Annotated in this window: 27 protein-coding genes; 17 read left to right on the top strand and 10 right to left on the bottom strand. The window is 70.2% G+C overall.

Annotation, left to right across the window (positions count from 1 at the left end; genetic code table 11):
* Positions 1-3 precede the first annotated feature (3 nt).
* Complete coding sequence (locus tag ABD785_RS33580; RefSeq protein WP_425547850.1) at positions 4-999, top strand: polyprenyl synthetase family protein; 996 nt, start codon at positions 4-6, stop codon at positions 997-999.
* Between the two features lie 30 nt (positions 1,000-1,029).
* Here ABD785_RS33580 and ABD785_RS33585 read toward each other — a convergent pair whose 3' ends face one another.
* Both ABD785_RS33585 and rarD read right to left on the bottom strand, forming a co-directional pair.
* The gene (locus ABD785_RS33585) at positions 1,030-1,722 is read right to left on the bottom strand and encodes a C39 family peptidase (protein ID WP_344836480.1); all 693 of its coding nucleotides are present in this window, start codon (positions 1,720-1,722) and stop codon (positions 1,030-1,032) included.
* 73 nt (positions 1,723-1,795) lie between these two features.
* Entirely contained in the window at positions 1,796-2,707 is a 912-nt protein-coding gene (gene rarD / locus ABD785_RS33590) for an EamA family transporter RarD (RefSeq protein ID WP_344836482.1), read from the bottom strand.
* Positions 2,708-2,813: 106 nt separating this feature from the next.
* On the opposite strand from rarD, the gene msrA reads away from it, so the two are divergent.
* Complete coding sequence (gene msrA / locus ABD785_RS33595) at positions 2,814-3,470, top strand: peptide-methionine (S)-S-oxide reductase MsrA (RefSeq protein WP_344836485.1); 657 nt, start codon at positions 2,814-2,816, stop codon at positions 3,468-3,470.
* A gap of 13 nt (positions 3,471-3,483) precedes the next feature.
* Here the strand turns inward: msrA and ABD785_RS33600 are convergent, their stop codons facing one another.
* The gene (locus ABD785_RS33600) at positions 3,484-4,227 is read right to left on the bottom strand and encodes a helix-turn-helix domain-containing protein (RefSeq protein WP_344836488.1); all 744 of its coding nucleotides are present in this window, start codon (positions 4,225-4,227) and stop codon (positions 3,484-3,486) included.
* A gap of 145 nt (positions 4,228-4,372) precedes the next feature.
* Between ABD785_RS33600 and ABD785_RS33605 the strand changes: the two genes are divergently transcribed.
* The 4 genes from ABD785_RS33605 (at position 4,373) to ABD785_RS41405 (ending at position 5,754) form a co-directional block, all read left to right on the top strand.
* The gene (locus tag ABD785_RS33605; RefSeq protein ID WP_344836490.1) at positions 4,373-4,726 is read left to right on the top strand and encodes a hypothetical protein; all 354 of its coding nucleotides are present in this window, start codon (positions 4,373-4,375) and stop codon (positions 4,724-4,726) included.
* On the top strand, positions 4,723-4,929 hold the full coding sequence (locus tag ABD785_RS33610; RefSeq protein WP_344836492.1) for a hypothetical protein: 207 nt from the start codon (positions 4,723-4,725) through the stop codon (positions 4,927-4,929). The genes ABD785_RS33605 and ABD785_RS33610 overlap by 4 nt, the downstream gene beginning before the upstream one ends.
* A gap of 83 nt (positions 4,930-5,012) precedes the next feature.
* On the top strand, positions 5,013-5,315 hold the full coding sequence (locus tag ABD785_RS33615; protein ID WP_344836494.1) for a hypothetical protein: 303 nt from the start codon (positions 5,013-5,015) through the stop codon (positions 5,313-5,315).
* A gap of 265 nt (positions 5,316-5,580) precedes the next feature.
* Positions 5,581-5,754, top strand: a complete 174-nt coding sequence (locus ABD785_RS41405) for a DUF6980 family protein (protein WP_425547851.1) — start codon at positions 5,581-5,583, stop codon at positions 5,752-5,754.
* A gap of 373 nt (positions 5,755-6,127) precedes the next feature.
* On the opposite strand, the gene ABD785_RS33620 is transcribed toward ABD785_RS41405, so the two are convergent.
* Together ABD785_RS33620 and ABD785_RS33625 are read right to left on the bottom strand one after the other, a co-directional pair.
* Entirely contained in the window at positions 6,128-6,970 is an 843-nt protein-coding gene (locus tag ABD785_RS33620) for an ABC transporter permease (protein WP_344836497.1), read from the bottom strand.
* A complete protein-coding gene (locus ABD785_RS33625; protein WP_344836502.1) occupies positions 6,967-9,345 on the bottom strand; it encodes an alpha/beta fold hydrolase in 2,379 nt (792 codons plus the stop codon). The genes ABD785_RS33620 and ABD785_RS33625 overlap by 4 nt, the downstream gene beginning before the upstream one ends.
* 187 nt (positions 9,346-9,532) lie before the next feature.
* Between ABD785_RS33625 and ABD785_RS33630 the strand changes: the two genes are divergently transcribed.
* Entirely contained in the window at positions 9,533-11,866 is a 2,334-nt protein-coding gene (locus tag ABD785_RS33630) for a polysaccharide lyase 8 family protein (RefSeq protein ID WP_344836505.1), read from the top strand.
* A 4-nt stretch (positions 11,867-11,870) separates the two neighbouring features.
* Here the strand turns inward: ABD785_RS33630 and ABD785_RS33635 are convergent, their stop codons facing one another.
* The 5 genes from ABD785_RS33635 to ABD785_RS33655 all read right to left on the bottom strand — a co-directional run bounded on the left by ABD785_RS33635 (position 11,871) and on the right by ABD785_RS33655 (position 17,611).
* Positions 11,871-12,278 carry a DUF937 domain-containing protein gene (locus ABD785_RS33635; protein WP_344836508.1) on the bottom strand — a complete coding sequence of 136 codons (408 nt, stop codon included), beginning with the start codon at positions 12,276-12,278 and terminating at the stop codon, positions 11,871-11,873.
* A gap of 46 nt (positions 12,279-12,324) precedes the next feature.
* Entirely contained in the window at positions 12,325-12,834 is a 510-nt protein-coding gene (locus tag ABD785_RS33640; RefSeq protein WP_344836511.1) for a SecDF P1 head subdomain-containing protein, read from the bottom strand.
* A gap of 81 nt (positions 12,835-12,915) precedes the next feature.
* On the bottom strand, positions 12,916-13,944 hold the full coding sequence (locus tag ABD785_RS33645) for a 2-oxoacid:ferredoxin oxidoreductase subunit beta (protein ID WP_344836513.1): 1,029 nt from the start codon (positions 13,942-13,944) through the stop codon (positions 12,916-12,918).
* Entirely contained in the window at positions 13,937-15,778 is a 1,842-nt protein-coding gene (locus ABD785_RS33650) for a 2-oxoacid:acceptor oxidoreductase subunit alpha (protein ID WP_344836515.1), read from the bottom strand. The genes ABD785_RS33645 and ABD785_RS33650 overlap by 8 nt, the downstream gene beginning before the upstream one ends.
* A gap of 291 nt (positions 15,779-16,069) precedes the next feature.
* Positions 16,070-17,611, bottom strand: coding sequence for a hypothetical protein (locus ABD785_RS33655; protein WP_344836517.1), 1,542 nt, complete (start codon positions 17,609-17,611; stop codon positions 16,070-16,072).
* Between the two features lie 121 nt (positions 17,612-17,732).
* On the opposite strand from ABD785_RS33655, the gene ABD785_RS33660 reads away from it, so the two are divergent.
* Genes ABD785_RS33660 through ABD785_RS33705 form a run of 10 tightly spaced genes read left to right on the top strand, consistent with a single transcriptional unit; the run spans position 17,733 to position 26,516 of the window.
* Entirely contained in the window at positions 17,733-18,104 is a 372-nt protein-coding gene (locus ABD785_RS33660) for an NADH-quinone oxidoreductase subunit A (protein ID WP_344836520.1), read from the top strand.
* Positions 18,095-18,799, top strand: a complete 705-nt coding sequence (locus tag ABD785_RS33665) for an NADH-quinone oxidoreductase subunit B (protein ID WP_425547852.1) — start codon at positions 18,095-18,097, stop codon at positions 18,797-18,799. Before ABD785_RS33660 ends, ABD785_RS33665 begins: the two co-directional genes overlap by 10 nt.
* Entirely contained in the window at positions 18,796-19,371 is a 576-nt protein-coding gene (locus ABD785_RS33670; RefSeq protein ID WP_344836523.1) for an NADH-quinone oxidoreductase subunit C, read from the top strand. Before ABD785_RS33665 ends, ABD785_RS33670 begins: the two co-directional genes overlap by 4 nt.
* Positions 19,364-20,305, top strand: coding sequence for a complex I subunit 1/NuoH family protein (locus ABD785_RS33675; protein WP_344836525.1), 942 nt, complete (start codon positions 19,364-19,366; stop codon positions 20,303-20,305). Before ABD785_RS33670 ends, ABD785_RS33675 begins: the two co-directional genes overlap by 8 nt.
* On the top strand, positions 20,302-20,775 hold the full coding sequence (locus ABD785_RS33680; RefSeq protein WP_344836527.1) for a NuoI/complex I 23 kDa subunit family protein: 474 nt from the start codon (positions 20,302-20,304) through the stop codon (positions 20,773-20,775). Before ABD785_RS33675 ends, ABD785_RS33680 begins: the two co-directional genes overlap by 4 nt.
* Complete coding sequence (locus tag ABD785_RS33685) at positions 20,772-21,275, top strand: NADH-quinone oxidoreductase subunit J family protein (protein ID WP_344836529.1); 504 nt, start codon at positions 20,772-20,774, stop codon at positions 21,273-21,275. Before ABD785_RS33680 ends, ABD785_RS33685 begins: the two co-directional genes overlap by 4 nt.
* Positions 21,276-21,596, top strand: a complete 321-nt coding sequence (gene nuoK / locus ABD785_RS33690) for an NADH-quinone oxidoreductase subunit NuoK (RefSeq protein ID WP_344836531.1) — start codon at positions 21,276-21,278, stop codon at positions 21,594-21,596.
* The gene (locus tag ABD785_RS33695; RefSeq protein ID WP_344836532.1) at positions 21,593-23,578 is read left to right on the top strand and encodes an NADH-quinone oxidoreductase subunit 5 family protein; all 1,986 of its coding nucleotides are present in this window, start codon (positions 21,593-21,595) and stop codon (positions 23,576-23,578) included. The genes nuoK and ABD785_RS33695 overlap by 4 nt, the downstream gene beginning before the upstream one ends.
* Positions 23,575-25,041: a complex I subunit 4 family protein gene (locus ABD785_RS33700; protein WP_344836534.1), complete on the top strand. Its 1,467-nt coding sequence runs from the start codon at positions 23,575-23,577 to the stop codon at positions 25,039-25,041. The genes ABD785_RS33695 and ABD785_RS33700 overlap by 4 nt, the downstream gene beginning before the upstream one ends.
* Positions 25,041-26,516, top strand: coding sequence for an NADH-quinone oxidoreductase subunit N (locus ABD785_RS33705; protein ID WP_344836537.1), 1,476 nt, complete (start codon positions 25,041-25,043; stop codon positions 26,514-26,516). Before ABD785_RS33700 ends, ABD785_RS33705 begins: the two co-directional genes overlap by 1 nt.
* Positions 26,517-26,589: the final 73 nt, after the last annotated feature.

Genomic DNA, 26,589 nt, shown 5'->3' on the forward strand with positions numbered 1-26,589 from the left:
GAAGTGAGTGCTGCCGTTCCGTTCGGTCTGCGAGTGGACGACGCGCTCGCCGCGCAGATGCAGCAGGGGCTCGACGATGTCGAGGCCCTGCTGCTGGAAACGGTGCACAGCGAGGATTCGCTGCTCACCGAGGCGTCCGAGCATCTCGTGGTCGCGGGCGGCAAGCGGTTCCGGCCCATGCTGGTGCTGCTCGCCGCCCAGTTCGGCGACGCCTCGGCCGTCGGGGTCATCCCGTCGGCGGTCGTGGTGGAGCTGACCCATCTGGCGACGCTCTACCACGACGACGTCATGGACGAGGCCCCGCTGCGGCGGGGCCAGGTCTCCGCGAACTCGCGGTGGACCAACACGATCGCCATCCTCACCGGCGACTACCTGTTCGCCCGGGCCTCCGACCTGCTGGCCGATCTCGGCTCCGACGCGGTCAGGATCCAGGCGCGGACCTTCGCCCGCCTGGTGCGCGGGCAGATCCAGGAGACGGTCGGCCCCGAGGCCGACGCCGATCCGCTCAAGCACTACCTGCAGGTCATGGCCGACAAGACCGGCTCGCTGATCGCGACGTCGGGGCAGTTCGGCGCGATGATGGCCGGCGCCCCCTCGCACGTGGTCGACACGCTGACCTCGGCCTGCGAGAAGATCGGGGTGGCGTTCCAGCTCTCGGACGACATCCTCGACATCGCCTCGGAGTCGTTCCAGTCCGGCAAGACGCCCGGCACCGACCTGCGCGAGGGCATCAAGACGCTGCCGATGCTGCACGTCCTGGCCTCGTCGGAGCCCGGTGACGCCCGCCTGCGCGAGCTGCTGGCCGCTCCGATCACCGACGACGACCTGCACGCCGAGGCGCTGAGCCTGCTGCGGGCGCACCCGGCCATGGACCGGGCCCGGGCCGACACCCGGCAGTGGGCCGAGGACGCCCGCGCCGAGCTGCTGACCCTGCCCGACGTGCCCGCGCGCGGCGCCCTCGAGGGCCTGTGCGATTACGTGGTCTCCCGGACGGGCTGAGGCGTCCTGGACGGGCCCTTCGCGGGCCCGTCAGATCCGGGAGATGTAGTAGATCCCGGCGAAGCGGTCGGGGCCGTTGGACTGGGTGGCCTTGGCCAGGGTGTTCAGGGCGATGTCGTGGACCCCGCCGGTGCCGTAGTAGTCGTAGGGGTCCCAGACCCTGATCTTCTTGGCCTTCTTGTCGTAGCCGAAGGCCAGGACCACGTGGCCGGCGTCCTTGGCGACGCGGTTGCGGTGCCAGGGCAGGCGGGCCATGTAGACCTGGATCGGGACGGCCTTGCGCAGGCTCCCGACGTCGTGGACGACCCGCGCGGCCAGCCTGGCCGGCTTGTGGACGTCGTTCTGCCGGGTGTACTTGTAGCCCTTCTTGCGGGCGTAGGTGCTCAGCACGGCCACCGCCCGCGTGTCGAGGGTCCCGGCGATCGCCTCGCTGCTGCGCATCTTCTTGGCCAGGACGTTCTGGCTCACGTTGATCCCCATGGTGCGCAGGGAGATCGCGCCCACGGCGGGGCTGCACCACCACCAGCGCTTCTGGTAGATGCCCTTGATCTTGAGGTTGAGCCGGGCCGGAGTCCCCTTGGCCCTGACCGGCTCGGTGGCGGCCACGGTGCGGACGGGCTGCGCGACCGTGCCGTTGTGGCCGGCCGCGGCGTGCGCGGGCGACGAGACGAGGCCGAGCAGGAGCGTCGCGGGCACGGTGGCGGCGACGATGACCTTCTTCACCTGGGATGACTCCGTGTGTTTCGGGGCGTTTGCCGAAAGCCTGCCCAACGGCGGCGGCGGGTGCAAGGGGGGATCAGGCGGGAACCGGTTCCGAACTCCTGGCCCGGGCCGCGATCCGGGTGCGGTGGGCCGTCCTCAGAGCGTCCCAGGTGAGGAGCGAAAGGGCCAGCCAGACCAGGCCGAAGCCCGTCCAGCGGCTGGCGGGCATGGCCTCGTGCTGGACGACGAGCCCGACGAGGAACTGCAGGACGGGCGCGACGTACTGCAGCAGCCCGATCGTCGACAGCGGGAGCCGGTTGGCGGCCTCGTTGAAGAACATGAGGGGGACCGCGGTGACGGTCCCGAGCAGGATCATGAGCACGAGGTGGCCCGCCCCGGCGTGGCCGAAGGCGGCGCCGCCCTGGAACTGGGTCCAGAGGGCCATCGCGAGCGCGGGCACGAACAGCACGGCCGACTCGAACGCCATGCTCTCGGCCGACCCCATCGCCGCCGACTTCTTCATCAGCCCGTAGGTGCCGAAGGAGAAGGCGAGGATCAGCGCGATCCACGGCGGCCTGCCGTAGTCGACGGCCAGCACGAGCACCGCGGCCCCGCCGACGCCGAGGGCGATCCACTGCGCCCGGCGCAGCCGCTCCCGCAGGAGGAGCACGCCCATGAGCACGGTGACCAGCGGGTTGATGAAGTAGCCGAGCGCGGCCTCGATGGTGTGGCCGCTGTTGACGGCGTAGATGTAGGTGCCCCAGTTGGCGGCGATCGTCACGGCGGCGAAGGTGAGGAGCCCGGCCTGGCGGCGGGAGGTCGTCCGCAGCCAGCCCCAGCCCCTGGTGGCGCTGAGCAGCAGCCCCACCGTGATGAGGGTCCAGAGGATCCGGTGGCTGAGGATCTCGCCGGCCCCGGCGGGCTTCAGCAGCGGGAAGTACAGCGGGAAGGCTCCCCACAGTCCGTAGGCCGCGAGCCCGTAGAGAAGTCCCTTGCGCTGTTCCATAAAAATCAAACTATCAACCAGTAAGCAGTCAAACCAGGCTCACTCCTGTCCTTACAGGGTGAGAACGGACGCACCGAACAGGCCCGCCCGGAAGTACGCTGGCGTCATGTTCGGATTCGCGAAGACCGAGATGGTCGCCCCGGAGAAGGCTCTCCCCGGCCGCGACCACCCCATGCCCGTGGCCCCGCGCCACACCGTCCTGGGCGGCCCCCTGGCGCCGCCCTACCCCGAGGGCGCCGAGATCGCCGACTTCGGCATGGGCTGCTTCTGGGGCGCCGAACGGAAGTTCTGGGAACACCCCGGAGTCCTGTCGACCGCCGTCGGCTACCAGGGCGGCTACACCCCCAACCCCACCTACGAGGAGGTCTGCTCGGGCCGCACCGGTCACACCGAGGCCGTCCGCGTGGTCTTCGACCCCGCCCAGGTCTCCTACGAGCAGCTCCTCAAGCTCTTCTGGGAGTCCCACGACCCGACCCAGGGCATGCGCCAGGGCAACGACACGGGCACCCAGTACCGCAGCGCCGTCTACACCCACTCCGCCGCCCAGCTGGCGGCCGCGAACGCCTCCCGCGAGGCGTTCCAGAAGGTCCTCGACGACGCGGGCCTCGGCCCCATCACCACCGAGATCGCCCCGGCCGGAGACTTCTACTTCGCCGAGGACTACCACCAGCAGTATCTTTCAAGCAGTAAGAACCCCAACGGCTACTGCGGCATCGGCGGCACCGGCCTGAGCTGCCCGATCGGTGTCGCGTCGGCAGAGTAAGGCGATCCGGATCTCAGAGGCTGACCGGACGGCCCTCGTCCCAGAGTTCGGCGACGTGGAACTTGAAGCGGTCGAACAGGCCGTCCGGCTGGTGCCTGCGCAGGTGCAGCATCGGTGAGTCGTGGCCCACGAGGTTCGCCAGATGAGGTGTGACGAGCATCTGCTCATCGAAGGTGAAAACACTCATCGCGATGTGATCATCTCCGAACCTGGCTTCGATGCCCGGGGCGTCGGCCAGTTTGGACAGCTCGTCCAGCGTGATCCGGATTCGGGTGCTGACGGTCAGCGGGACGCCCTCCCGGGCCTCCCGCTGAAGGGTCACGTCGCTGTCAGGGTCTCCCAGCAGAAAGCGGATGCGGCATCCTCGCTCGGCCTTCCTGCGCAGGACGTTCCGCAGGTTGGGGATCTCCAGCCAGAGGAAGTAGTTCGTGTACCCGGCGAAGGTGATCTCTTGTTCGGCGTCGGTGATCAATGATCGCCAGACGGTCTTAGGGCAGACGGACCGGTAGGGGTAGACGCTGATGATCTCCCGGTCGGGCCCTGTCTTGATGTTCTTGCGAATGGATTCCGGCCACAACACGGCCTCATCAACTCCCAACGCCTGACTGGCGGCCCACCGATGTCGCGGGTGCGGCAAACGGCCCTCTTCGGTTACCCAGCGAGCCACTGTTTTCACGTCCACCTCGCAAGCATCCGCGAGGTCCTCCTCGGTCAGTCTCGCACTGGCCATCGCTTCACGGAGAGGGAGGTTCGTCATGGTGGGCGCCTTCGCTAGGACGTCTGGGACGTTTTGGTGCGGGAGCTTAAAAACATCCTAGACGTCCTGGTAACGGCGTACAGACGTTCCGTCAACAGAAGCAATCTCGTTGTCACCAGAGAGGACGACGAGCGGAGCGCGGGCGATGACGGCAGACGGAACGGCACCGACGGAAGAGGTCGGAGGGTGGCTTGACAAGCTGGGCGCGCTGCTGCGGACGGTCGGCTTGGTCGTCGCCATGGGAGAGACCTCGCTGATCGCGAGGAACATCCGCGAACCGGAGGGCGCGACGGCGGCGGGCAGGGCGATGAATCCCGGCCTGCGCCAGGAGGTCGTGTGCCAGCCGGACGCGACGGGAGTGCCGTGGTGGTTCTGGGTCTGGCAGGGTCCGACCCGGGATGCTCCCGGGGAGTTGGAACCGTTGTGTCCGGCGGCCAATCTGGAGTGGGCGGCCGAGCGCATCACTCGGGTGCTGGCGATGCCGGAAGGGCCGCCGTGAGGGGTGCTGATCACCGCTGGCATCCGGATGACGCGGAGGTGCTCGCGGCGTATCTGCGGGCGGTGGTGAACGTGTATGAGCCGTGGACGGAGTCCGATGTGGTCGAGCCGCAGGAGCGGATACGCGCGCGGTACCGCGTGGGTCAGGCCCGTGAGCAGTTGGCGCGCATCGAGGACCACGGGCAGATTCGAGGGCAACCCTGACCCGTACCGGAAGGTCGTTCACGGCCTGAGGAACGGAAGCAGGGGCGGCAGCCCCGTTTGTCCACCGACAGCAGAGGTGAACCGTGCAGGCTGAGGCTCCACAGGATGATCATGAGTGGATCGGACAGGGCTACATCTATTCGCCTCGGGCGGCGGCTGAGGCCGTGGAGATCGGCGCTGGCACGCTGCGTGCCTGGGCCAGGGCGGGTTTGCTGCGGTATTCCGTCGTCGGTCGGCGGTATCTGCTGCACGCCGGTGACGTGGATCTGCTGCTGACGCTGCGGCTGGATCACGGTGTGGCGGTGCCTGAGCTGCGGCTGGTCCTGCTGGAGCGGACGAACGGTGAGCTACGGGGACTCTGCGAGCGGGTGCGTCGTCCGGCCTAGCTCGGCCGGGCCGGCGCAGCGCACGCCCGCCGCTTGCGGCGGGGCGTGCGACTGCGCGGTAGGCCCGGACCGTTGCGACAGCCGGACGGGAAGTACCAACGGGTACTGCGGCATCGGCGGCACCGGCCTGAGCTGCCCCATCGGCGTCGCCTCCGCGGAGGGGTGAGGTCCGGAGAGGATCTGAACCGAAGCGAAGCCGCCCCGGTCCCTGCTGTCAGGGGCCGGGGCGGCTAACGTCGTGGGAGTGGGGATGTGTTGCGCTGACATGCGCTACCAGGTGACGCGGCGGTGTGCGCAGCACGATGATCCGTTCGAGTGTCCTGATCGGGTGATCGTGCACTCGGTGGAGTTCGGCGTCTGGGGGCTGGTCATCCATGACGGAGGCCGGGCCGTGGTCGAGATCAGCTTCTGCCCGTGGTGCGGGGCGAAGCTGGGCTGATCGCGTGGCGTCGTCGCTCGCGGCTCAGTAAGGGAGGACCCGTCCCGAAGGGGTGCGGAGGTCCAGCGGAGTCGGAGGCTGACGGGGGACTCTAGGAAGCTTGACGATCTGCTGCTGCCGTGCCATTTCGATCATCTCCCCTCATCCGGTGGTCTTCAACCAGCCGGGGTGTTCACCCTGGGCGGAATCCACCCGAAGGTTTCGGTGAGCATATGCGACGGGACGGACTCGTTCATCCGATTATCCGGTGACTCGGGTCACACGGAGCGATCGTAGGGTGTCTCGGGGTCATTGCGCATCGAATTCGAGGATGGAGCGATTCGGGGCGAGTCGCATGTGGTGTTATACCCGCGAACACCCCCAGGTCACACCGTCAGGACGTGATGTCTTTCCGGCGGAACACGCGGAAGGCCAGAGCCAGCAGGACGACGCCGTAGGAGAGGGACAGAGCCGTTCCCTTCGCCATTCCCGTCCATTGGATCCTTGGCTGGAGCGCGTCCAGCCAGGAGTACATGAAGTGGACGGGAAGGAGCTCCCGCCAGTCGCCCAGGGCCGTCACGGCGTCGAGGATGTTGGAGACGATGACGAGGCCGACCGCCCCGCCGACGGCGCCCAGCGGCGAGTCGGTGACGACCGACAGCAGGAACGCCAGGGCCGCCACCACGAACTGGACGAGCAGCGAGTAGACGATGATGACCAGCATCCGGCCGAGGGCCTCGGAGGCGGGATAGGTGCCGCCGGTCGGCAGGGAGACGTCCTTCCAGCCGAAGACGACCGTCCCGGCCAGCAGGGCCATCAGCGGGAGCACGATCACCGAGGCGGCGGCGTAGCCGAGCGCGACGATGAGCTTCTGGCGCAGCAGCCGGTCGCGGGGGACGGGCGCGGCCAGCAGGTACCGCAGCGACGACCAGCCGGCCTCGCTGGCCACGGTGTCGCCGCAGAACAGCGCGACCGCGACCACCAGCAGGAATCCCGTCGCCACGAACAGCGTGAACAGGGCGAAGTTGAGGCCGCCGTCGGTGGCGACGTCGACCAGGCTGGGCCGGCCGTCGGGGCCGTCGCCGTCGCCGCCGAGCTGGAAGGCCGCCACCAGCAGCCAGGGCAGCACGAGCAGGAAGCCGAAGGCGATCAGGGTCCGGCGGCGCTTGGCCTGGCGGACGACCTCCACGCGCAGCGGCAGCGTCTTCAGCGGCCGTACGGTCTTCAGCGCGGTCATCCCCCACCCGTCCCGATGATCTCGAGGAACACGTCTTCCAGTCCGCGGCCGCCGACGATGTCGGCGGTGGTCCCGTCGGCGACCTTGCGGCCGCGTGCCATCACGACCACGTGCGTGCAGGTCTGCTCGACCTCGCTCAGCAGATGGCTGGAGACGATCACGGTCCGGCCGCCCGCGGCGTACCGCACCAGGACCTCGCGCATCTCGCGGATCTGGGGCGGGTCGAGGCCGTTGGTCGGCTCGTCGAGCACGAGCAGGTCGGGCAGGCCCAGCATGGCCTGGGCGATCGCCAGGCGCTGCCGCATGCCCTGGGAGTAGGTCCGGACGGCCCGGTCGAGCGCCGCGCCGAGGTCGGCGACCTCGAGGGCCTCCTCGAGCCTGGCCTCCTCGGCGGGACGGCCGGTGGCCTTCCAGTACAGGTCGAGGTTGTCGCGCCCGGTGAGATGAGGCAGGAAGCCGGGCCCCTCGACGAAGCTTCCCAGCCTGGCCAGGACGGGCGCTCCGGGCGTCACGGGGTGACCGAAGATCCTGATCTCGCCCGCGTCGGGGTGGATCAGGCCCATCAGCATCCGCAGCGTCGTGGTCTTGCCCGCGCCGTTCGGGCCGAGCAGGCCGAGGACCTGCCCCTTGTCGACGCCGAACGACAGGTCGTCGACGGCGCGGAAGCCGTTCTTGTACGCCTTGGTCAGCCCGGTGATCCGCAGCGGGACGTCCGCGAGCTCGGGGTCGAAGACGGCCGCCGGCCTGCGCCGGAACAGCAGCCCCGCCGCTATCGCCAGCGCCGCGAGCGGCATGATCCACACCCAGGCCGGCGGCTTCGGCGCGGGGGTCGTCAGCCCGGGGACGGCCGGCACGCTCAGCCCGGACACCGCCTGGATCCTGTAGGTCGCGGGCTTCACCGGCGAGGAGAAGCCCATGTCGGTCGTGACCAGGACGACCCGCAGCCGGTGCCCGCGGGCGAACTCGTAGTCGAGCGAGGGCAGCGCGATCTCGGCCTCGCCGTTCACCTTGACGGGCTGGGCCAGCAGCCGGGCGGGCGCCGCCCCGCCGGGCCCGACGTCGTACAGCTTGGCGAACAGGGTCGCCTCGCGGTCGGTCCTGATCCGCACCTTCGGCTGCCCCGTGACCCGCAGCGCCGTGGTGAGCGGCGCGGTCTGGAACGTCGCCGCCTGACCGGGCATGTCGAGCGCCGGCCCGCCCCCCGCGAGGCCGCTCAGCCCGCTCAGCGCGCCGAGCCCGGGCACCGCCGATATCGAGGCAGGGACGCCCCCCGCCGGGTTCTGGACGGCCTGCTCGCGCCCCTCCAGGGGCAGTTCGGCCGGATCCGAGCCCAGCTCCGGGTACCGGTCGTCGGTCGCGGCCTGGATCGAGAGCTGCCCGTTCGCGGAGTCGAGCCCCGCCGCCCGGGTGACGGTGAAGGCGGGCGCGGTCTCCACGTCGCGGCCCTTGAGGTACCGGTCGAACCAGTTCACGGTCAGCCCGCTCAGCCGCGTGGACTCCGCGGGCCCGCCGTCGTGCCCGCCCTGGAACCAGACCACCGACACGGGGCCCTCGGCCGCGCGGGCGTTGGCGTCGGCCTGGTCGAGCGGGAACAGCGAATCGGCCTGCCCCTGGACGAGCAGGGTGGGAGCCTTGATCCCCGGAGCGGTCACGGGCGACCGGCGGCGCAGCACCTCGAGATCGGCGGGGGTGGCGATCCCGGTCTCGGCGACGCGCTGGTACATCGTGCAGAGCTCGGGGAGGAACCGTCCACAGGCTGTGGATCCCTTCGACTCCCCGGTGAAGAACAGCCCGGCCCAGAGCTTCTTGAACACCCCGCCGGGCACCAGCGCCGTGCTGAGATCGTTCCAGGTGATCGACGGGACGATCGCGTCCACCCGCGGGTCGTAGGCGGCGGTCAGCAGCGAGATCGCCCCGCCGTAGGACGGCCCGGCCATCCCGACCTTCGGGTCCCCGGCCCTGTCGAGGACGACCTCGGGCCGCCGCGCCACCCAGTCGATGAGCTGGGAGGTGTCCTTGACCTCGTAGTCGGGGGAGTTCAGCGCGATCTCGCCGCCCGACTTCCCGAAGCCGCGTGCCGACCAGGTCAGAACGGCGTAGCCCCGGCGCGCGAGGGTCCGCGCCTGCCCGGCCATGTCGTCCTTCTCGCCGCCGAACCCGTGGGCGAGCAGCACCGCGGGGCCCTTGGCCGTGCCGACGGGCTTGAAGAACGTCGCGTCCAGCTCGACGTGCTGATCGTTCTTGGGCCCGTCCACGACCCCGACGCGCACCTGTTCGCTCTGGACGTCCGGTTCGCCGCCGAGCCCCCACAGGAGCCCCCCGCCCACCGCGATCACGCCCACCGCAGCCCCGCCCGCCACCCACCGCCGCTTCACGGACGCGACACTACTCAATCCCTGATCACCTCCGGATAAAACCCGCCCCCCGCGGACGGCCGGATGCCCGGCCCCGGCGATCGAATGATCGTTATTGATCTCTTCCTGGTTGTTGTGTGATGGAGCGCACAGGGAATATCGTTCGGTCACTCCCGATCGGGGAAAACGCTTTCCGAAAGGTGGACCCGTGACGCTGTCCCGCCGGATGTTCCTGGGATCCTCGGCCGCGGTGGCCGGGACGATGATGGTCGCCCCGCCCGCCCGGGCCGCCGACGAGTTCGACGCCCTCCGCGCCCGCTACCGCTCCCTCGTGCTCGGCACCGGCTTCGACGCGGCCGCCGAGCCGTTCAAGGGGAGGCTCGCGGCCCTCGGCGCGTCGGCGGCGGCGCTCCGCTCGTCCATGGCGCCCGCGACCGGCTCGCTCTGGCCCGACCTCGGTTACGCCGATCCGGAGCCCGACACCGACACCGAGTCCTACGGATACTCGGCCGCCCTCGGCAGCAGTTTCTCCCGTCTGACGACCCTCGCGACGGCCTGGGCCCAGCCCGGCACCGGCCTGACCGGCGACGCGACCCTCCTCGCGGAGATCATCACCGGCCTCGACCACCTCCACGACGAGGTCTACAACGCCGGCCGGGCCCGCTACGGCAACTGGTACAACTGGCAGATCGGCGTCCCCCGCGAGCTGATGACCCTCTGCGCGCTCCTGCACGACCACCTCGGCGCCGCCCGGCTCGCCGACTGGGTCGCGGCCGTCACGCACTTCGTGCCCGACGCGGCGGTCGCGAGCTACACCGGCACCAGCACCGGTGCCAACCGGGTCGATCTGGTCCGCTCGATCCTCTTCACCGGGATCTTCGGCCGGGACGCCGCCCGCATGGCCCTGGCCCGCGACGCCGTCACGCCCGTCTTCCCCCTGGTCGCCTCCGGCGACGGCTTCTACGCCGACGGCTCGTTCGTCCAGCACACCTGGGTGCCCTACACCGGCACCTACGGCTCCGAACTGCTCGGCGGGCTCGCCGCGCACTTCGCGCTGCTGGCCGGATCGACCTGGGCGATCACGACCCCTGGCCGTCAGCTCTTCCTCGACGCGGTCGAGCGGTCCTACGCCCCGTTCCTGTTCAACGGCCTGGTCATGGACGGGGTCTCCGGGCGGGGGGTGAGCCGAGGGCTTGCTGCGGGTGACCCCCTGGCCGTCCAGGACGACGACCATGTCCGCGGCCACTCGATCATCGCCGGGATCGCGCTGCTGGTGGGGGGAGCCTCGGCCGCCGAGGCCGCCCGCTGGAAGGGCATGATCAAGGGCTGGGCGGCCCGCGACTCCTGGGCCCCGCTGCTCGCCGACCCGCGGATGAGCGTCGCCGCGCTCGCCCGGGTCAAGGCGATCGTCGACGATCCGGCCGTCCCCGCGACGCCCGAGCCCACAGGCCACCTGCAGTTCCCCGGGATGGACCGGCTGACGCACCGCGCGCCCGGCTGGGCCGGGTCGCTGAGCATGTCCAGCGCCCGGATCACCCACTACGAGAACGGCAACGGCGAGAACGTCAGGGGCTGGCACACCGGCGCGGGGATGCTCTACCTGTGGGGCGCGACCACCGGCAACGGCCAGTACTCCGACGCTTTCTGGCCGACGGCCGACCCCTACCGGATGCCCGGCACGACCGTGTCGAAGAAGGTCCTCGCCGACGGCGAGGGCGGCACCTGGGGCGCGGCCAGACCGGCGACGCTCTGGGTCGGCGGCGCCACCGACGGCCGGTACGGCGTCGCCGGGATGGACGTCAAGGGGCTGTCGAGCACCCTGACGGCCAGGAAGTCCTGGTTCTTCCTCGACGACGCCGTGGTCTGCCTCGGCGCGGGCATCACCTGCACCGACGGCACCGCGGTCGAGTCGGTCTACGACAACCGGAACCTCGGCGCGTCCGGGACGCACGCCCTGACCGTCGACGGGACGGTCCAGCCCGCCACCCCGCCCTGGTCGGCGACGTTCACCGGCGCCTCCTACGCCCATCTCGCGGGCTTCGCCGGCTACGTCTTCCTCGACCCCCGCGCCGTCGTCATCAGGCGGGAGGCCCGCACCGGCTCCTGGCACGACGTCAACGCGGGGGGCTCCACCACCCCGATCACCCGCCGCTACCTGACGATCTACCGCCACCACGGCACCGACCCCGCGGGCTCCGGCTACGCCTACCTGATCATGCCGGGGGCCTCCCTCGCCGCCACCCAGGCCAGGGCCGCCGCGACGGCCTGGGCGACCGTCCTGGCCAACAGCGCCGACCGTCAGGGGATCAGGGTGGCCTCGCTCGGCGTCACGGCCGTCAACTTCTTCACCGCGGGCGGCCTGGGCGGCCTCACCGTCAGCGACCCCTGCTCGGTGCTGGTCCGCGAGAGCGCGTCCGGCACGACGATCGCGGTCTCCGACCCCCGCCGCTCCGCCACGACCGTCGACGTCACCTGGAACGGCACCACCCACGCCTTCGCCCTCGCGGGGAAGGCGGGCGTCACGGTCACCAAGACCGTCTGACGCCCTAGAGACGCGTCTCCGGGCCGGGTTCGGGCTCGACCTTGCCAGGGACGGCCTTGCGCTTGCGCATCTGGGAGCCGACCACGCTGATCGCGATCGGTGCGAGCACGGCCAGGACGCTCTTGATCTGGGCGTGCGGAAGACCCGTCTTCTGGGCGAGCTTCCGGGCGAGCGGGTCGAGCGCCTTGGTGAGGACCGCGCCGCCGATCATGCCGCCGCCCGCGACGGCGGCGGCCCCCTTGACGGTCTGCCGCGGCGGCTCCTGGACCTGGATCTCCTCGATGATCGAGGGGAGCGCGGTGCGGACCGTGCTGCGGGCGGTCTCGGTGTCGGTGCCCAGCAGCGTGGCGATCTCGCCGAGCTGACGGTCGCCGAGCCGTCCCATGATCTGGTCGTCCAGTTTGTCGCTCATGGGGGCTTCGTTCCTGCCCGCGGCTGTGGGCAAGCCCAAGGAACGGTCAGGTTCCGGTGAGGTCGTGGGCCAGCTTGTCCGCTGCGGGCCTGGTGAACTGGCCGGTGATCAGCAGCCCGCCCCCGGTGATCGGCGAGTCGACCTTGGGCGCGGTCACGACCCGCCCGTTGACGACCAGGGCGAGCTGCTTCTGCAGGTTCGACCGGGTGATCTCGCCGAACTTCTTCTTGTCGGCCCCGATGAGCTGGACCGAGAGCCCGAAGGTGTCGTCGGGCAGCCGCTTCACCTTCACGTCGCCGACCTTGGTGACCTTCAGGCCCTCTTCGTTGATCTGGTAGCAGGCCGGTTCGGGGCCGTCGAAGCCCGCGACGCCCACCTGCTGGCAGGTCCGCCCCGACGTCGCCCCGGCGACCGGGTAGATCGACAGCGGGGTGGCGAGGGTGGTCTGGCTGCTGCGGGCCACGGCGATCAGCACACCGGTCATCACGACGGCGGCCGAGCACAGCCCGATCACGATGATCGAGGCCAGGAGGGTCGTCTTCGCGGGTCTGCGCACGCGGACAGTCTTCCAGAAATGCGGCGGGCCCTCCGCACTCGCGGAAGGCCCGTCGTGGAACAGGGTGGTGCGGGGAAGGAACTAGTCGACGCGCCAGGTGTCGCCGCCCTGGAGCAGGTCGGTCAGGCTGCCGCGGCCCTTCTGGGCCTTGGCCTCGCCGACCTGGCCGTTGAGGAGTTCGTCGTAGGCCGGGCGGGGGGCCGAACGGAACACCCCGATCGGGACGTGGGTGAAGGCCGGCTGGTCGAGCCGCGACAGCGCGAACGCCAGCGACGGGTCGGTGGTCTCGGCGTCGTGGACGACGACGTCGGCGTCGCCCGGCGCTCCGACCTTGAAGCCGAAGCCGTCCCTGACCAGGGCCTTCTCCCGCTCCTTGCCGAACAGGATGGGCTGACCGTGCTCGAGCCTGATCGTGACGTCGTCGCGGACGTCGGGGTCCTTCATCGGCTCGAACGCGTTGTCGTTGAAGATGTTGCAGTTCTGGTAGATCTCGACCAGCGCCGCGCCGCGGTGCTGGGCCGCCTGCCGCAGCACCGACTGGAGGTGCTGACGGTCGGAGTCGAGGGTCCGCGCGACGAACGAGGCCTCGGCGCCGATGGCGAGTGAGATCGGGTTGAACGGCGAGTCGACCGAGCCCATCGGAGAGGACTTGGTGATCTTGCCGGTCTCGGAGGTGGGCGAGTACTGGCCCTTGGTCAGGCCGTAGATCCGGTTGTTGAACATCAGGATCTTGATGTTCACGTTGCGCCGCAGCGCGTGGATCAGATGGTTGCCGCCGATGGACAGCGAGTCGCCGTCGCCCGTCACGACCCACACCGACAGGTCCTCGCGCGCCGAGGCGAGCCCGGTCGCGATCGCCGGGGCGCGCCCGTGGATCGAGTGGAACCCGTAGGTGTTCATGTAGTACGGGAACCGCGACGAGCAGCCGATGCCCGAGATGAACACGGTGTTCTCGCGCTTGATCCCCAGCTCCGGCATGAAGCTCTGCACGGCCGCGAGGATGGCGTAGTCACCGCATCCGGGGCACCAGCGCACCTCCTGGTCGGTCTTGAAGTCCTTCAGACCGAGCTTGACCTCGGACTTCGGAACCAGTGCGAGTGCCTCACTCATTGCCCATCACATCCCGGATCACGTCGGCGAGCTCTTCGGCCTTGAACGGCAGGCCGCGCACGCGGTTGTAGCTGATGACGTCGACGAGGTACTTGCCGCGCAGCAGCAGGGCGAGCTGACCGAGGTTGATCTCGGGCACGATCACCTTGTCGTAGGACTTCAGCACTTCCTCGGTGTTGGCCGGGAAGGGGTTGAGGTGGCGCAGGTGGGCCTGGGCGACCTTCCCGCCGGCCTTGCGGACCCGGCGGACGGCCGCCGAGATGGCGCCGTAGGTGCCGCCCCAGCCGAGGACCAGGACCCGGGCGTCGCCGTCGGGGTCGTCGACCCGCAGCGGGTCGACGTCGTTGGCGATGCCGTCGACCTTGGCCTGGCGCAGGCGGGTCATCAGGTCGTGGTTGGCCGGGTCGTAGGAGATGTTGCCCGAGCCGTCGGCCTTCTCCAGGCCGCCGATCCGGTGCTCCAGACCGGCCGTGCCCGGGATCGCCCAGGGGCGGGCCAGGGTCTCGGGGTCGCGCTTGAAGGGCTGGAAGTCCTCCTGGTTGGCCTCCGCGAAGTTCGCCTCGATGATCGGCAGATCCTCGACCTCGGGCAGCTTCCACGGCTCGGAGCCGTTGGCGAGGTAGCCGTCGGAGAGGATGAACACCGGGGTGCGGTACTTGACCGCGATCCGGGCCGCCTCGACCGCCGCCGCGAAGCAGTCCGCGGGGGACAGCGGAGCGATCACCGGGACGGGCGACTCGCCGTTCCGGCCGAACAGGGCCTGGAGCAGGTCGGCCTGCTCGGTCTTGGTCGGCAGGCCCGTGGACGGGCCGGAGCGCTGCACGTTGACGATCAGCAGCGGCAGCTCGACGGCCACCGCGAGCCCGATCGTCTCGGCCTTCAGCGCCACACCGGGACCGGAGGTCGTGGTGAGGCCCAGGGCCCCGCCGAACGAGGCGCCCAGCGCCGCGCCGACGGCCGCGATCTCGTCCTCGGCCTGGAAGGTCCGGACGCCGAAGTTCTTGTACTTCGACAGCTCGTGCAGGATGTCCGAGGCCGGGGTGATCGGGTAGGAGCCGAGGAACAGCTCCAGGCCGGACCGTTCCCCCGCCGCGATCAGGCCCCACGCGAGCGCGGTGTTGCCGGTGATCTGCCGGTAGAGGCCGGGGGCGAGCGCGGCGGGCTTCACCTCGTAGGAGGTGGAGAAGTCCTCGGTGGTCTCACCGAAGGACCAGCCCGCCTGGAAGGCCGCGATGTTGGCCTTCATGATCTCGGGCTTCTTCGCGAACTTCTTCTCGAGGAAGGAGACGGTCGACTCGACCGGCCGGTGGTACAGCCAGGAGAGCAGGCCGAGGGCGAACATGTTCTTCGCGCGCTCGGCGTCCTTCTTGGAGAGCTCGAAGTCCTCGAGGGCCTTGACGGTCATGGAGGTGAGGGGGAGGGCGTGGACCCGGTAGTCCGACAGCGAGCCGTCGTCCACGGGTGAGCCGTCGTAGCCGACCTTCGCCAGATTCCGCTTGGTGAACTCGTCGGTGTTGACGATCACGTCGGCGCCCTTGGGCAGGTCGCTGATGTTCGCCTTCAACGCGGCCGGGTTCATGGCGACCAGCACGTTCGGCGCGTCACCCGGGGTAAGGATGTCGTGGTCGGCGAAGTGCAGCTGGAAGCTGGAGACACCCGGGAGGGTGCCGGCGGGAGCGCGAATCTCGGCAGGGAAGTTGGGCAGCGTCGAGATGTCGTTGCCGAACTCCGCCGTCTCGGCGGTGAAGCGGTCGCCGGTCAACTGCATTCCGTCACCGGAGTCACCGGCGAAGCGGATGATGACGCGGTCGAGCTGCTGGACCTGTTTGGTCACAGAGGATTCAACCTCCTCGACGCGCAACCCAGCTGGCCCCGGGGGTTTGGACCTGGGACAGGAGGGCTACTAGGGCTTTGTGCTTATGTTACGTCCGAGCTGACGTGCGCTTTCACGCCGTCTCGGACTGTGAGACCCCGCGCCGTGAACCTCTGGTGGCCCAGTAGATCAGGAGGGCCGCCAGAGGTGAGAGCCCCGTGCAATACCGGATGTATCACAAATGTCTCCCGTCCACTCGCCAGGGGCGTTTACGGACGGGCGACAATGTACCCAACCGGAATCAGGGGTTAATTACGCACCCTGCTGTTCCTGGTCGAGCTTCCCGATGAGGTCGTCCACCTTGGCTCCGTCGACGGCCTGGACGGTGATCGACGGGTCGACCCAGTAGCTGGACTTCCCGCGGATGCTCTTCACCCAGTTCTGCCAGGCCTTGTCGGTCACCCGGCAGCTGATCTTGACCGAGGTGCCCGGCTTGATGGACTTGGCGCCCGCCTTGCAGGTGCCCAGGCGGGGGCCGCCGGCCTTGCCGCCCTTGGTGAGCACGACCTCGTAGATGACCAGGGCGTTGCTGGAGCCGGTGTTGCGGTAGGTCGACTCGATGGTGCAGCCGTTCGGGTTGCAGCTCTTGGCCAGGAACTTGCCCTGGAAGACGACGCGCGCCGTCGGGTCGGGGGCGCCGGACAGGCCGTTCTTGACCTTGTCCTTGAGCTGGGTGAAGACGTCGCCCATCTGGGCCGCGGTGAGTTCCGTCACATCGAGGTCGAAGGTCTGGGCGCCGCCGCCCTTGATCTTGACGAGCTTGTACGGCGCGGCGTCGGAGACGTAGTACTGGTAGTCGGTGCCCTCGAAGCCGATCGCCTGGGTGCCCGCGATCGCCTCGGCCGTCGGCTGGCCGGTCGGCGGGACGAGCGGCTGCGCCTTGGAGACACCGTCACCGAGCTGGGACGGCAGCAGCTTGCCGCGCAGGTCGAATCCCGACAGCGCGGCCGGCGCCTTGGCCCAGCGGTCGGCGTAACCGGCCGATCCGGCCTCGCCGACGTCGCTCTGCTTGCGCCAGTAGGAGCGGGGAGCCTTCACGTACGTGCCGCCGTCGACGACCATGAGCTCGACCTGGTCGCCGTCGATGGTGAGCTGGCCCGCCACCGAACCCGACCGGGTGATCGAAACGTCAGCCTGGATGGTGTCGCCACCGGACTCGAAGGTGCCGACGTAGTGCAGGCCGGGGACGGTCTTGAGGGTCGTCGCCGCGGCCGCGCTCTTGTCCTGCGGCGGGACGATCTTCACCGGGGTCTTCTCGTCACCGCTGAATGCGACGAAGACCACAGCGGCCACGAGGGCGAGAACCGCCACGCCCGCGATCGCCACCGCGATGACCGCGCCCTTGTTCTTACGGCCCGGCTGGGCGAACTGACCCTGCGGGAGGTAACCGGGAGGCTGCGGGCCGTAGTGCTGGCCGGGCGGCTGCCAGGCGCCCGGCGGCGGGGTCTGCGGACCCTGCGGGGCCCATCCCGGCGGCGGGGTCTGCGGGGTCTGCGGCGCCCATCCGGGCGGCGGCGTCTGGGGTCCCGGACTCCAGCCCTGCGGCGGATTCTGGCCACCCTGCGGCTGCTGGAGCGGCGTCTGCGGGGCCCAGCCCGTCGGCTGGTTCTGCTGGTCCCAACCCTGCTGCCCCTGCGCCGGCTGCTGGGGCTGTCCCCAGCCCGGCGGGTTCGGCTGGTCCTGCCCCTGAGCCTGCGGTGCCCACCCCGGAGGTGGTGTCTGCGGACCCTGAGGCCAGTCCTGCTGGGTCTCCGGGTCCTGCCCCGGAGGCTGCCAGTTCTGGTCCTGACTCATCTACCGCACCACCCCGTATAACGCTTGTACTTGGCGAGACCTTATGTTTGTCCGCGAGATCCGTAAAGACGGACGCAAGCCGCACGATGATGGTTCCGCACGCTGGTCTACTCTCTCCCGTGTGCGCGACTACTACAGCTCCTATGTACTCGTCGCCGTCCTGTTCGCCATCGGCGGCGCGATCGTCGCGGGCGGTCTGACGGCCAACCGCCTGCTGCGGCCCACAAGGCCCACGCGCGAGAAGCTCCTGACCTACGAGTGCGGGATCGATCCCGTCGGTGAGGGCTGGGCTCAGTCTTACGTCCGCTACTACGTGTTCACCTATCTGTACGTGGTGTTCGCCGTGGACGCGGTCTTCCTTTTCCCCTGGGCCACGATCTTCAGTGCCGAGGGTTACGGAGGTGTGACTCTCGGGGAGATGTTCGTCTTCCTCGGGTTCCTCGCGGTCGGGTTGCTGTACGCGTACAAGAAGGGAGTGCTCTCGTGGGTGTAGTCGACCTTCCGGAGCCGACGCTCGGCCCGCTGTCGAAGGTCGCGCCGAAGCCGGTCAGGTTCGTCCTCAACTGGGGGCGGCGGTACTCGCTGTGGGTGTTCAACTTCGGCCTCGCCTGCTGCGCGATCGAGTTCATCGCGACGTCCATGGCGCGGCACGACTTCATCCGTCTCGGCGTCATCCCCTTCGCGCCGGGGCCGCGCCAGGCCGACCTCATGGTCGTCTCCGGGACGGTCAGCGACAAGATGGCGCCCGCGGTGAAGCGGCTGTACGAGCAGATGCCCGAGCCGAAGTACGTCATCTCCTTCGGGTCGTGCGCCAACTGCGGCGGCCCCTACTGGGACTCCTACTGCGTGACCAAGGGCGTCGACCAGCTCATCCCCGTCGACGTGTACGTGCCCGGCTGCCCGCCGCGGCCCGAGGCGCTGCTGCACGGGATCGTCCGGCTCCAGGAGAAGATCGCGGCCGAGAACCTGTCGGACCGCTACCTCAAGGACGACGCGCCGGCTCCGGGCGTCTGGGAGCACAGGGCCTCGGTGCTGACCCGGCCGCTGGTGCCCGCGCCCGCGCTGCTGGCCGAGGCGGACCAGCCGACCGCGGTGCTGCATCCGGTCGAGACCCGGCCCACCCAGATCTACGACAACTCCATCGTCCCGGGGTTCGGCGACGACGAGGGTCCGGAGTCGGAACGGTGACCACCGAGGAACTGGCCGAGGCCTGGGCCGACCGCTTCGGCGCCGACGCCGCGCAGGCCGAGGGATTCGGCGAGCTGACCGTGGACGTCCCGGTCGCCCGCTGGATCGAGGCCCTGACGTTCGGCCGCGACGAGCTCGACTGCGCCTTCTTCGACTTCCTGACCGGGGTGGACGAGCTGGAGGAGGGCTTCCGGATCGTCGTCCACGTGTTCTCCCTCGACGGCCGTCACCACCTTCTGATCAGGACCCTGGTGCCCCGTGACACCCCGGTGCTGCCGTCCGCTGTCTCTGTGTACAGGGGGGCCGGCTGGCACGAGAGGGAGACATTCGAGATGTTCGGCGTCGTCTTCGAAGGGCATCCGGACCTGAAGCCGCTGCTGCTGCCCGACGGCTTCGAGGGCAACCCGCTGCGCAAGGACTTCGTCCTGGCCGCGCGGGTCGCCAAGGCGTGGCCGGGCGCCAAGGAACCGGGCGAGGGCGGCGACCACGGAGCCCCGTCGCGGCGCAAGAACCTGCCGCCGGGCGTGCCCTCCCAGTGGGGCCCCCAGCCGGGAGGGGAGGAGCATGCGTGACGTCATCGCGCTCGCCCTCGTCGCCGTCGCGTTCCTGACGCTGCCGCTGCTGATCGGGCAGGCCGAGCACAAGGTGATGGCGCACATGCAGGGGCGGCTCGGGCCCATGTACGCCGGCGGCTTCCACGGGTGGGCCCAGCTCGTCGCCGACGGGGTCAAGTTCGCGCAGAAGGAGGACACCGTCCCGGCCGCGGCCGACCGGCGGATCTTCCTGCTGGCGCCGGGCGTCGCGCTGGTGCCCTACCTGGTGGTGCTGGGCGTGATCCCGGTCGGCCCCGGGCAGGTCGCGGTGGACCTGTCCCTCGGCGTGTTCTTCGCGCTGGCCGTGATGGGCGTCGGCGTGATCGGCTCGATCATGGCCGGGTGGGCGTCGGCCAACAAGTACTCGCTGCTGGGCGGGATGCGGGTGGCGGCGCAGCTCGTCTCCTACGAGCTTCCGATGGTGCTGGCGGCGGCGTCGGTGGCGATGGCCGCCGGGACGCTCTCGCTGTCGGGGATCGTCGAGGAGTGGCGCTGGTGGTGGCTGTTCTGGCAGGCCGGCGCCGCGGTCGTGTTCTTCGTCGCGGGGCTCGCCGAGCTGAAGCGGCCGCCGTTCGACATGCCGGTGGCCGACTCGGAGATCATCTTCGGCCCGTACACCGAGTACGGAGGCCTGCGGTTCGCGTTCTTCCTGCTCGCGGAGTACGCCGGGATCCTCGTGCTGTGCTCCCTGACGACCGTCATGTACCTCGGCGGCTGGAAGGGCCTGTTCCTCGACGGGTTCGGCTGGACCCTGGTGAAGATCTTCGCGCTGTCCTTCGTGGTGATCTGGTTCCGGGTCGCCTATCCCCGGCTCAGGGAGGACCAGCTCCAGAAGCTGGCCTGGGTGTACCTCGTGCCGATCTCGCTCGCCCAGCTCGCGCTGACGGGCGTCGTGAAGGTGGCGATCTCATGAAGCTGGGTTTGGCCAAGGGCCTGGCCGTCACCCTCCGGACGATGACGCGGCGGAGCGTCACCCGGCAGTACCCGGAGGTCGCTCCGGACCTGCCGCCGCGCTCCCGCGGGGTCATCGCGCTGTTCGAGGAGAACTGCACGGTCTGCATGCTGTGCGCCCGCGAGTGCCCCGACTGGTGCATCTACATCGACTCCCACAAGGAGACGATGCCCGCCGAGGGGTCGGCCAGGGCCCGTTCGCGGAACGTCCTCGACCGGTTCGCCATCGACTACTCCCTCTGCATGTACTGCGGGATCTGCATCGAGGTCTGCCCGTTCGACGCGCTGTTCTGGTCGCCGGAGTTCGAGTACGCCGCCTATGACGTCGCGGAGCTGACCCACGAGAAGGAGCGGCTGCGCGAGTGGATGTGGACGGTCCCGCCGCCGCAGCCGCCCGAGCCCAACGCCGACCCGCCCAAGGAGCTCCGGTGACCGCGCAGGAGATCGTCTTCTCGGCCCTCGGCGTCCTCGCCGTGGGGTCGGGGGTGCTCGTGGTGTCCACGAGGCAGCTCGTCCACGCCGCGCTGTGGCTGGTGGTGTCGTTCGGCGCGCTGGCCGGGATGTACCTGGTGCTGACGGCCGAGTTCGTCGCCTGGGTCCAGGTCCTCATCTACGTCGGCGCGGTCGTCGTGCTGCTGCTGTTCGGGATCATGCTGACCCGCGCGCCGATCGGCCGCTCGGACGAGCTGGACTCGGGCAACCGGATCGCGGCGCTGGCCGTCGCGGGGGCCACCGGCGTGACGCTCGTGACGCTCCTGGTCCGCGGCTTCCAGGACGCGAAGATCGACCTGAAGCCGGGGTCGGGCAGCGGCGGCGCCGTGGGCGAGTCGCTGTTCAGGACCTGGGTGCTGCCGTTCGAGGTGCTGTCGGTGCTGCTGCTCGCGGCGCTGATCGGAGCGATCGTGCTGTCGCGCGGCGGAGGTGAGGACTAGGTGCACGTCGTCTATCCGGTGGTGTTCGCCGCGCTGCTGTTCTCCGTGGGGATCTACGGGGTCCTCGCACGGCGCAACGCGATCCTCGTGCTGATGTCGGCCGAGCTGATGCTGAACGCCGTCAACCTCAACCTGGTGACGTTCGACATGTGGCTGCGCGACCGGCTGCACGGCGGCCAGGTCCTCACCCTCTTCACGATCGTGATCGCGGCGGCCGAGGTCGGCCTCGGCCTCGCGATCGTGCTGCTGCTGTTCCGCAACCGACGGAACATCGACGTCGACCGGCAGGACACCCTCCGGGAACCCGAGGAGGTCCGGTGACGGTGCTCGCCGCACAGGCGATCGTGCTGCCGTTCCTGGGCGCGGTGCTCGGGCTGCTCGTCGGCCCGCGGCTGACCCGGGTGCTGGCGGGCGGGCTGAGGCAGGACGCGGAGACGCCCGTCGTGGCCGAGGGGTCGGAGGCGCACGTCTCGGCCGAGGCCGAGGGGGAGGCCGCACCGCCCGAGGCGCAGGCCGGTCCGCCGGGAGCGGTGACGGGCGGGGCGCGCGGAGCGCTCGGGCCCGTGCTGTGCGCGGTTCTGCCGACGGCCGCGATGACCGTGCTCACCGCCGTGATCGCGACCGTCCAGTGGCAGTCGCCCGCGACCCGGGCGGGGGTGCTGACGACGATCCCGACCGGGACCGCGCCGATCACCGTCGGGCTGACGGTCGACGGGCTCGCCGCCCTGCTCGGCCTGCTGGTCGGGTGCGTGGCGCTGGCCGTCCAGGTGTACTCGGTCGCCTACATGCGCGACGAGCCTCGCTACTCCTCCTACGCCGCGTTCGTGTCGCTGTTCACCTCGGCGATGCTGCTCGTGGTGTTCGCCCGCGACCTCCTGCTGCTGTACGTCGGCTGGGAGATCATGGGCGTCTGCTCCTACTTCCTGATCGGCCACCACTGGGAGGACCGGGCCAACACCCGGGCCGCGATCAAGGCGTTCCTGGTGACCAGGGTCGGCGACGCGGGCTTCCTGCTCGGGATCATCGTGCTGGGCGTCGGGGCGGGCGGCTTCGACATCCCGACCGTCCTGGCGAACGCGGAGTCGCTCCCGCACACGACGGTCGTCGTCGCGGCGCTGCTCCTGCTGTGCGGGGTCGCGGGCAAGAGCGCCCAGTTCCCGCTGCACACCTGGCTGCCCGACGCGATGGCGGGCCCGACCCCGATCAGCGCGCTCATCCACGCGGCCACGATGGTCGCGGCCGGGATCTACCTCGTGGCGCGGCTGTACCCGGTGTTCCTCGCCGCGCCCGTCTCGCTGGCGGTCCTCGGTGTGCTCGCCGCGATCTCCATGGTCGGAGCCGCGCTCGCCGCACTCGCCCAGGACGACCTCAAGCGCGTCCTCGCCTACTCCACGATCAGCCAGCTCGCCTACATGGCGGCGGGGCTGGCCGTCGGCGCGAAGACCGCCGCGATGTTCCACCTCGTGACGCACGGGGCGTTCAAGGCGCTGCTGTTCCTCTCAGCGGGCTGCGTGATCCACGCGGTCGGCTCGAACCTGCTGGCCGGGATGGGCGGGCTGCGCAGGGCGATGCCCGTCACCTTCGTCTGCATGACGATCGGGTACGCGGCGCTCGCCGGGCTGCCGCCGTTCTCGGGGTTCTTCTCCAAGGACGCGATCGTCGAGGGCGCGCAGGAACTGGCGTTCAACGGCGCCATGGACGGCGCCCCCGACCTGCCGGGCTGGGTCGCCTGGTCGGTCTACCTGGCCATGCTCGCGACGATCTTCCTGACCGCCGCCTACGCGATGCGCGCGTGGCTGCTGACCTTCTTCGGCACCCCGGCCGAGGGCGCCCACGAGGCCCCCGCGCTGATGAGGTGGCCGCTGGTGCTGCTCGCGGTCCCCGCGGCGTTCGTGGGCTTCTGCGGGCTCGGCGCCGACGAGCTCCGCCCGCACGCGGGCACCGCCGCGATGTCGCTGCTGTTCGTCGCGGCCGGTGCCGCGGTGACCTACCTGACCTGGAAGGACGCCCCCTCGAGCGACCCGGCGGCCCGGCTGCGCGGGCTGCGTCCGGTGTTCGCGAACGCCTTCTACGTGGACTCCCTCTACGACCGGGTGATCGTGCGGCCCGTGCTGTGGCTGGCGGGGGCCGTCCGGGGGTTCGACGTGAAGGTCGTCGACGGGGCCGTGGAGGGCGTCGTCCCGGCGACCCGGCGGCTCGGGGCGCTGGCCCGGCTGCCGCAGGGCGGCAATCCACAGACCTATCTGACCGGCGTCCTGGCCGGTGCGGTGTTCCTCGTCCTCGCGGTGGTGGTCTTCTCATGAGCGCGCTGCTGCTGCTCCTCACGCTGGCCGTGGCCGTCGCGGTGTTCTTCGTCCGCGGGGACGCCGTGGTGTTCGGCCGGTGGGCGTCCGGGCTGGTGCTCGCCTGGACGGTCCTGATGGGGGTGCTGTTCGACTTCGGCGAGCCGGAGCGGATGCAGCACACGACCGACTGGGCCTGGGTTCCGGGTCTCGGGATCAGGTTCCACCTGGGCGTCGACGGGGTGTCGCTGCCGCTGGTCGTGCTGACGGCGCTGCTGACCTTCCTGTGCTTCGTCCACCTCGGCCGCCGCGACACCGCCGAGCCCGGTCTCCTGGCGGCGCTGCTGCTCCTGCTGGAGTTCGGGATGCTCGGCACGTTCCTGGCGCTCGACCTGCTGCTGTTCTTCGTGTTCTTCGAGGTCGTCCTGCTGCCGATGTTCGTGATCATCGGGCGGTGGGGCGGGCCCGGGCGGCGGCACGCGTCCTACAAGTTCATCATCTACACCCTCGTCGGCTCCGGGTTCCTGCTGGTCGGGCTGCTGCTGCTCGCCTCGGGCGCCGGCACGCTCGACATGGTGAAGATCGCCGAGGCGCACGGTTTCGGGATCACGCACGGCACCCAGGTCGCGGCGTTCGCGTTCCTCGGGATCGGGCTGGCCGTCAAGGCGCCGATGTGGCCGCTGCACACCTGGCTGCCGGACGCCCACACCGAGGCGCCGACCGTCGGATCGGTGCTGCTGGCCGGGGTGCTGCTGAAGATGGGCACCTACGGGTTCGTCCGGATCGCGGTGCCGGGGCTGCCCGAGGGGGCGTCGTTCTGGGCGCCGTGGCTGGGCTGCCTGGCCGTCGTCGGGATCATCTACGGGGCGCTGGCCTGCCTGGCCCAGACCGACCTCAAGCGGATGATCGCCTACTCCTCCATCGGGCACATGGGCTTCGTGCTGCTGGGGATCTCGACGCTGACCGCGGTCGGGATCAACGCCGCGCTGTTCGGCAACATCGCCCACGGCCTGATCACCGGCCTGCTGTTCTTCCTGGCCGGCTCCATCAAGGAGCGGTACGGGACGGGCACCCTCGCCGAGATCGGCGGCGGGATGCTGGGCCGGGCGCCGCGGCTCGGGTCGGTGCTGACCTTCGCGTGCGTCGCCTCGCTCGGGCTGCCGGGGCTCGCCGGGTTCTGGGGCGAGATGATGGCCCTGGTCGGCTCCTACCGGCCGTCGGCGGGGCTGCCGCGCGAGACCTTCGTGACCTTCATGGCCGTCGCGGCGATCGGGGCGGTGCTGACCGCGGCCTACTTCCTGCGGCTCCTCGGCCGGATCACCCACGGACGCCCGTCGTCCGGCGGGGCCCTGGTGGACGTGCGGCCGCTCGAATGGGCCGCCTGGACGCCGCTGATCGTCCTCATCCTGCTGGTCGGGCTCTGGCCGAAGACCTTGCTGGCCCTCACGGACGCGCCGGTCCGCGCGCTGATCGGAGCAGGCTGATGATCCAGTCGATCGACTACGCGGCGCTCTCGCCGCTGATCGTGATCTCGGCCGGGGCGATCGCGCTCCTGCTGGGCGACCTGTTCGACGCGTCGCGGCGGGTGCTGGGCTGGGCAGCCGCCGGAATCCTCGCCGCCGCCTTCGGCGCGGTCCTGGTGCTGGCCGCCGGCGACCCGCGCGCGACGTTCTGCGTGCCGGGCGAACTGCGCGGGGACGGGCCGCCCTCCTGCTCCTACGTCGCCGACGACTTCACGCTCGTGTTCCAGGGGATCGTGCTCGCCGCCGCGTTCGTGGTGGTGCTGCTGTCGCTGGAGGAGATCGAGCGGACCTCGCTGCCCGCGGGGGAGTACTTCTTCCTGCTGTTCTGCGCTGTCGCGGGCGTGCTGTCGCTGGTGGCGGCGCGCGATCTGGTGCTGCTGGTCGTCGGGCTCGAGACCCTGTCGCTGCCGGTGTTCGCGCTGGTCGCGCTGCGCCGCTACGACGGCAGGGCCACCGAGGCCGCGGTGAAGCTGTTCCTGGTGTCGGTGGTGTCGGCCGCGGTCCTGCTGTTCGGGATCAGCCTCGTCTACGGGACGACCGGATCGATGCACTTCGACCGGATCGCGATCGCGAACGTGCCGGACGGCCTCGAACCGGTGCTGGCGGCCGGGATCGTGATGGTGATCGTCGGCTTCGGGTTCAAGGTGGCGGCGGTGCCGTTCCACTTCTGGGCGCCGGACGTCTACCAGGGGGCTCCGCTGCCCGTCGCGGCGTTCCTGTCGGTCGTGTCGAAGGCGGGCGGGTTCGCCGGGCTGGCCCTGGTCGTCACGCTGGCGTTCCCGCAGCAGTCGGACGTCTGGGGGCCGCTGCTGGCGGTGCTCGCGGCCGTGACGATGACGGCCGGCAACGTGATGGCGCTGCGGCAGACGCAGGCCGTCCGGCTGCTGGCGTGGTCGTCGGTGGCGCAGTCGGGGTACATGATCGCGCCGCTGGCCGTCGGGGTCTTCCACATCAGGGAGGCGGTCGCGGCCACGGCCGGATACCTGGCCTTCTACGCGGTCATGAACCTGGGGGCGTTCGCGATCGTCACCGGGTTCAGGGCGCGTCAGGGAGCCGGGGAGGCCGACCTGCTGGCCGACTACCGCGGCATGGCCCGGGTGACGCCCTGGTACGGCGGGGCGCTGGCGTTCTTCCTGGTCTGCCTCGCGGGGCTGCCGCCGGGCATCATGGGCCTGCTGGCCAAGGTGCTGGTGTTCAAGGCCGTCCTGAGCGAGCCGGTCGCCTGGCTGGGCGTCGTGATGGCCGTCAACACCGCGATCGGGCTGTACTACTACCTGCGCTGGGCGGTCCGGCTGTTCGGGCCCGCCCCCGCCGAGCGGTACGACCTGCCGTGGGAGCCGTCGTTCAAGGTCGCGGTCGCCCTGACGGCCGGAGCCGCCGTCCTGCTGTCCGTCGCCCCTCAGCTCCTGCTGGAAGCCACCCTCTCGCTCGGGTAAAGCTCCAGTTCCGGAACGTATCTCCGCTCTTTCGCGTTGTTTCGGGTGAGAGGCCAAGGGGAGGTTCTCGACC

This window comes from Actinocorallia longicatena, assembly GCF_039534125.1.
Lineage (GTDB): Bacteria > Actinomycetota > Actinomycetes > Streptosporangiales > Streptosporangiaceae > Actinocorallia > Actinocorallia longicatena.

What these genes read in the sequence shown, in the direction of transcription:
- ABD785_RS33605 (WP_344836490.1), top strand. Translation starts at nt 4,373, where the DNA reads ATGACGGCAGACGGAACGGCACCGACGGAAGAGGTCGGAGGGTGGCTT.
- ABD785_RS33700 (WP_344836534.1), top strand. Translation starts at nt 23,575, where the DNA reads ATGAGCGCGCTGCTGCTGCTCCTCACGCTGGCCGTGGCCGTCGCGGTG.
- ABD785_RS41405 (WP_425547851.1), top strand. Translation starts at nt 5,581, where the DNA reads ATGCGCTACCAGGTGACGCGGCGGTGTGCGCAGCACGATGATCCGTTC.
- ABD785_RS33620 (WP_344836497.1), bottom strand. Translation starts at nt 6,970, where the DNA reads ATGACCGCGCTGAAGACCGTACGGCCGCTGAAGACGCTGCCGCTGCGC.
- ABD785_RS33680 (WP_344836527.1), top strand. Translation starts at nt 20,302, where the DNA reads ATGAAGCTGGGTTTGGCCAAGGGCCTGGCCGTCACCCTCCGGACGATG.
- ABD785_RS33705 (WP_344836537.1), top strand. Translation starts at nt 25,041, where the DNA reads ATGATCCAGTCGATCGACTACGCGGCGCTCTCGCCGCTGATCGTGATC.
- ABD785_RS33645 (WP_344836513.1), bottom strand. Translation starts at nt 13,944, where the DNA reads ATGAGTGAGGCACTCGCACTGGTTCCGAAGTCCGAGGTCAAGCTCGGT.
- ABD785_RS33675 (WP_344836525.1), top strand. Translation starts at nt 19,364, where the DNA reads ATGCGTGACGTCATCGCGCTCGCCCTCGTCGCCGTCGCGTTCCTGACG.
- ABD785_RS33600 (WP_344836488.1), bottom strand. Translation starts at nt 4,227, where the DNA reads ATGACGAACCTCCCTCTCCGTGAAGCGATGGCCAGTGCGAGACTGACC.
- ABD785_RS33655 (WP_344836517.1), bottom strand. Translation starts at nt 17,611, where the DNA reads ATGAGTCAGGACCAGAACTGGCAGCCTCCGGGGCAGGACCCGGAGACC.
- msrA (WP_344836485.1), top strand. Translation starts at nt 2,814, where the DNA reads ATGTTCGGATTCGCGAAGACCGAGATGGTCGCCCCGGAGAAGGCTCTC.
- ABD785_RS33635 (WP_344836508.1), bottom strand. Translation starts at nt 12,278, where the DNA reads ATGAGCGACAAACTGGACGACCAGATCATGGGACGGCTCGGCGACCGT.
- rarD (WP_344836482.1), bottom strand. Translation starts at nt 2,707, where the DNA reads ATGGAACAGCGCAAGGGACTTCTCTACGGGCTCGCGGCCTACGGACTG.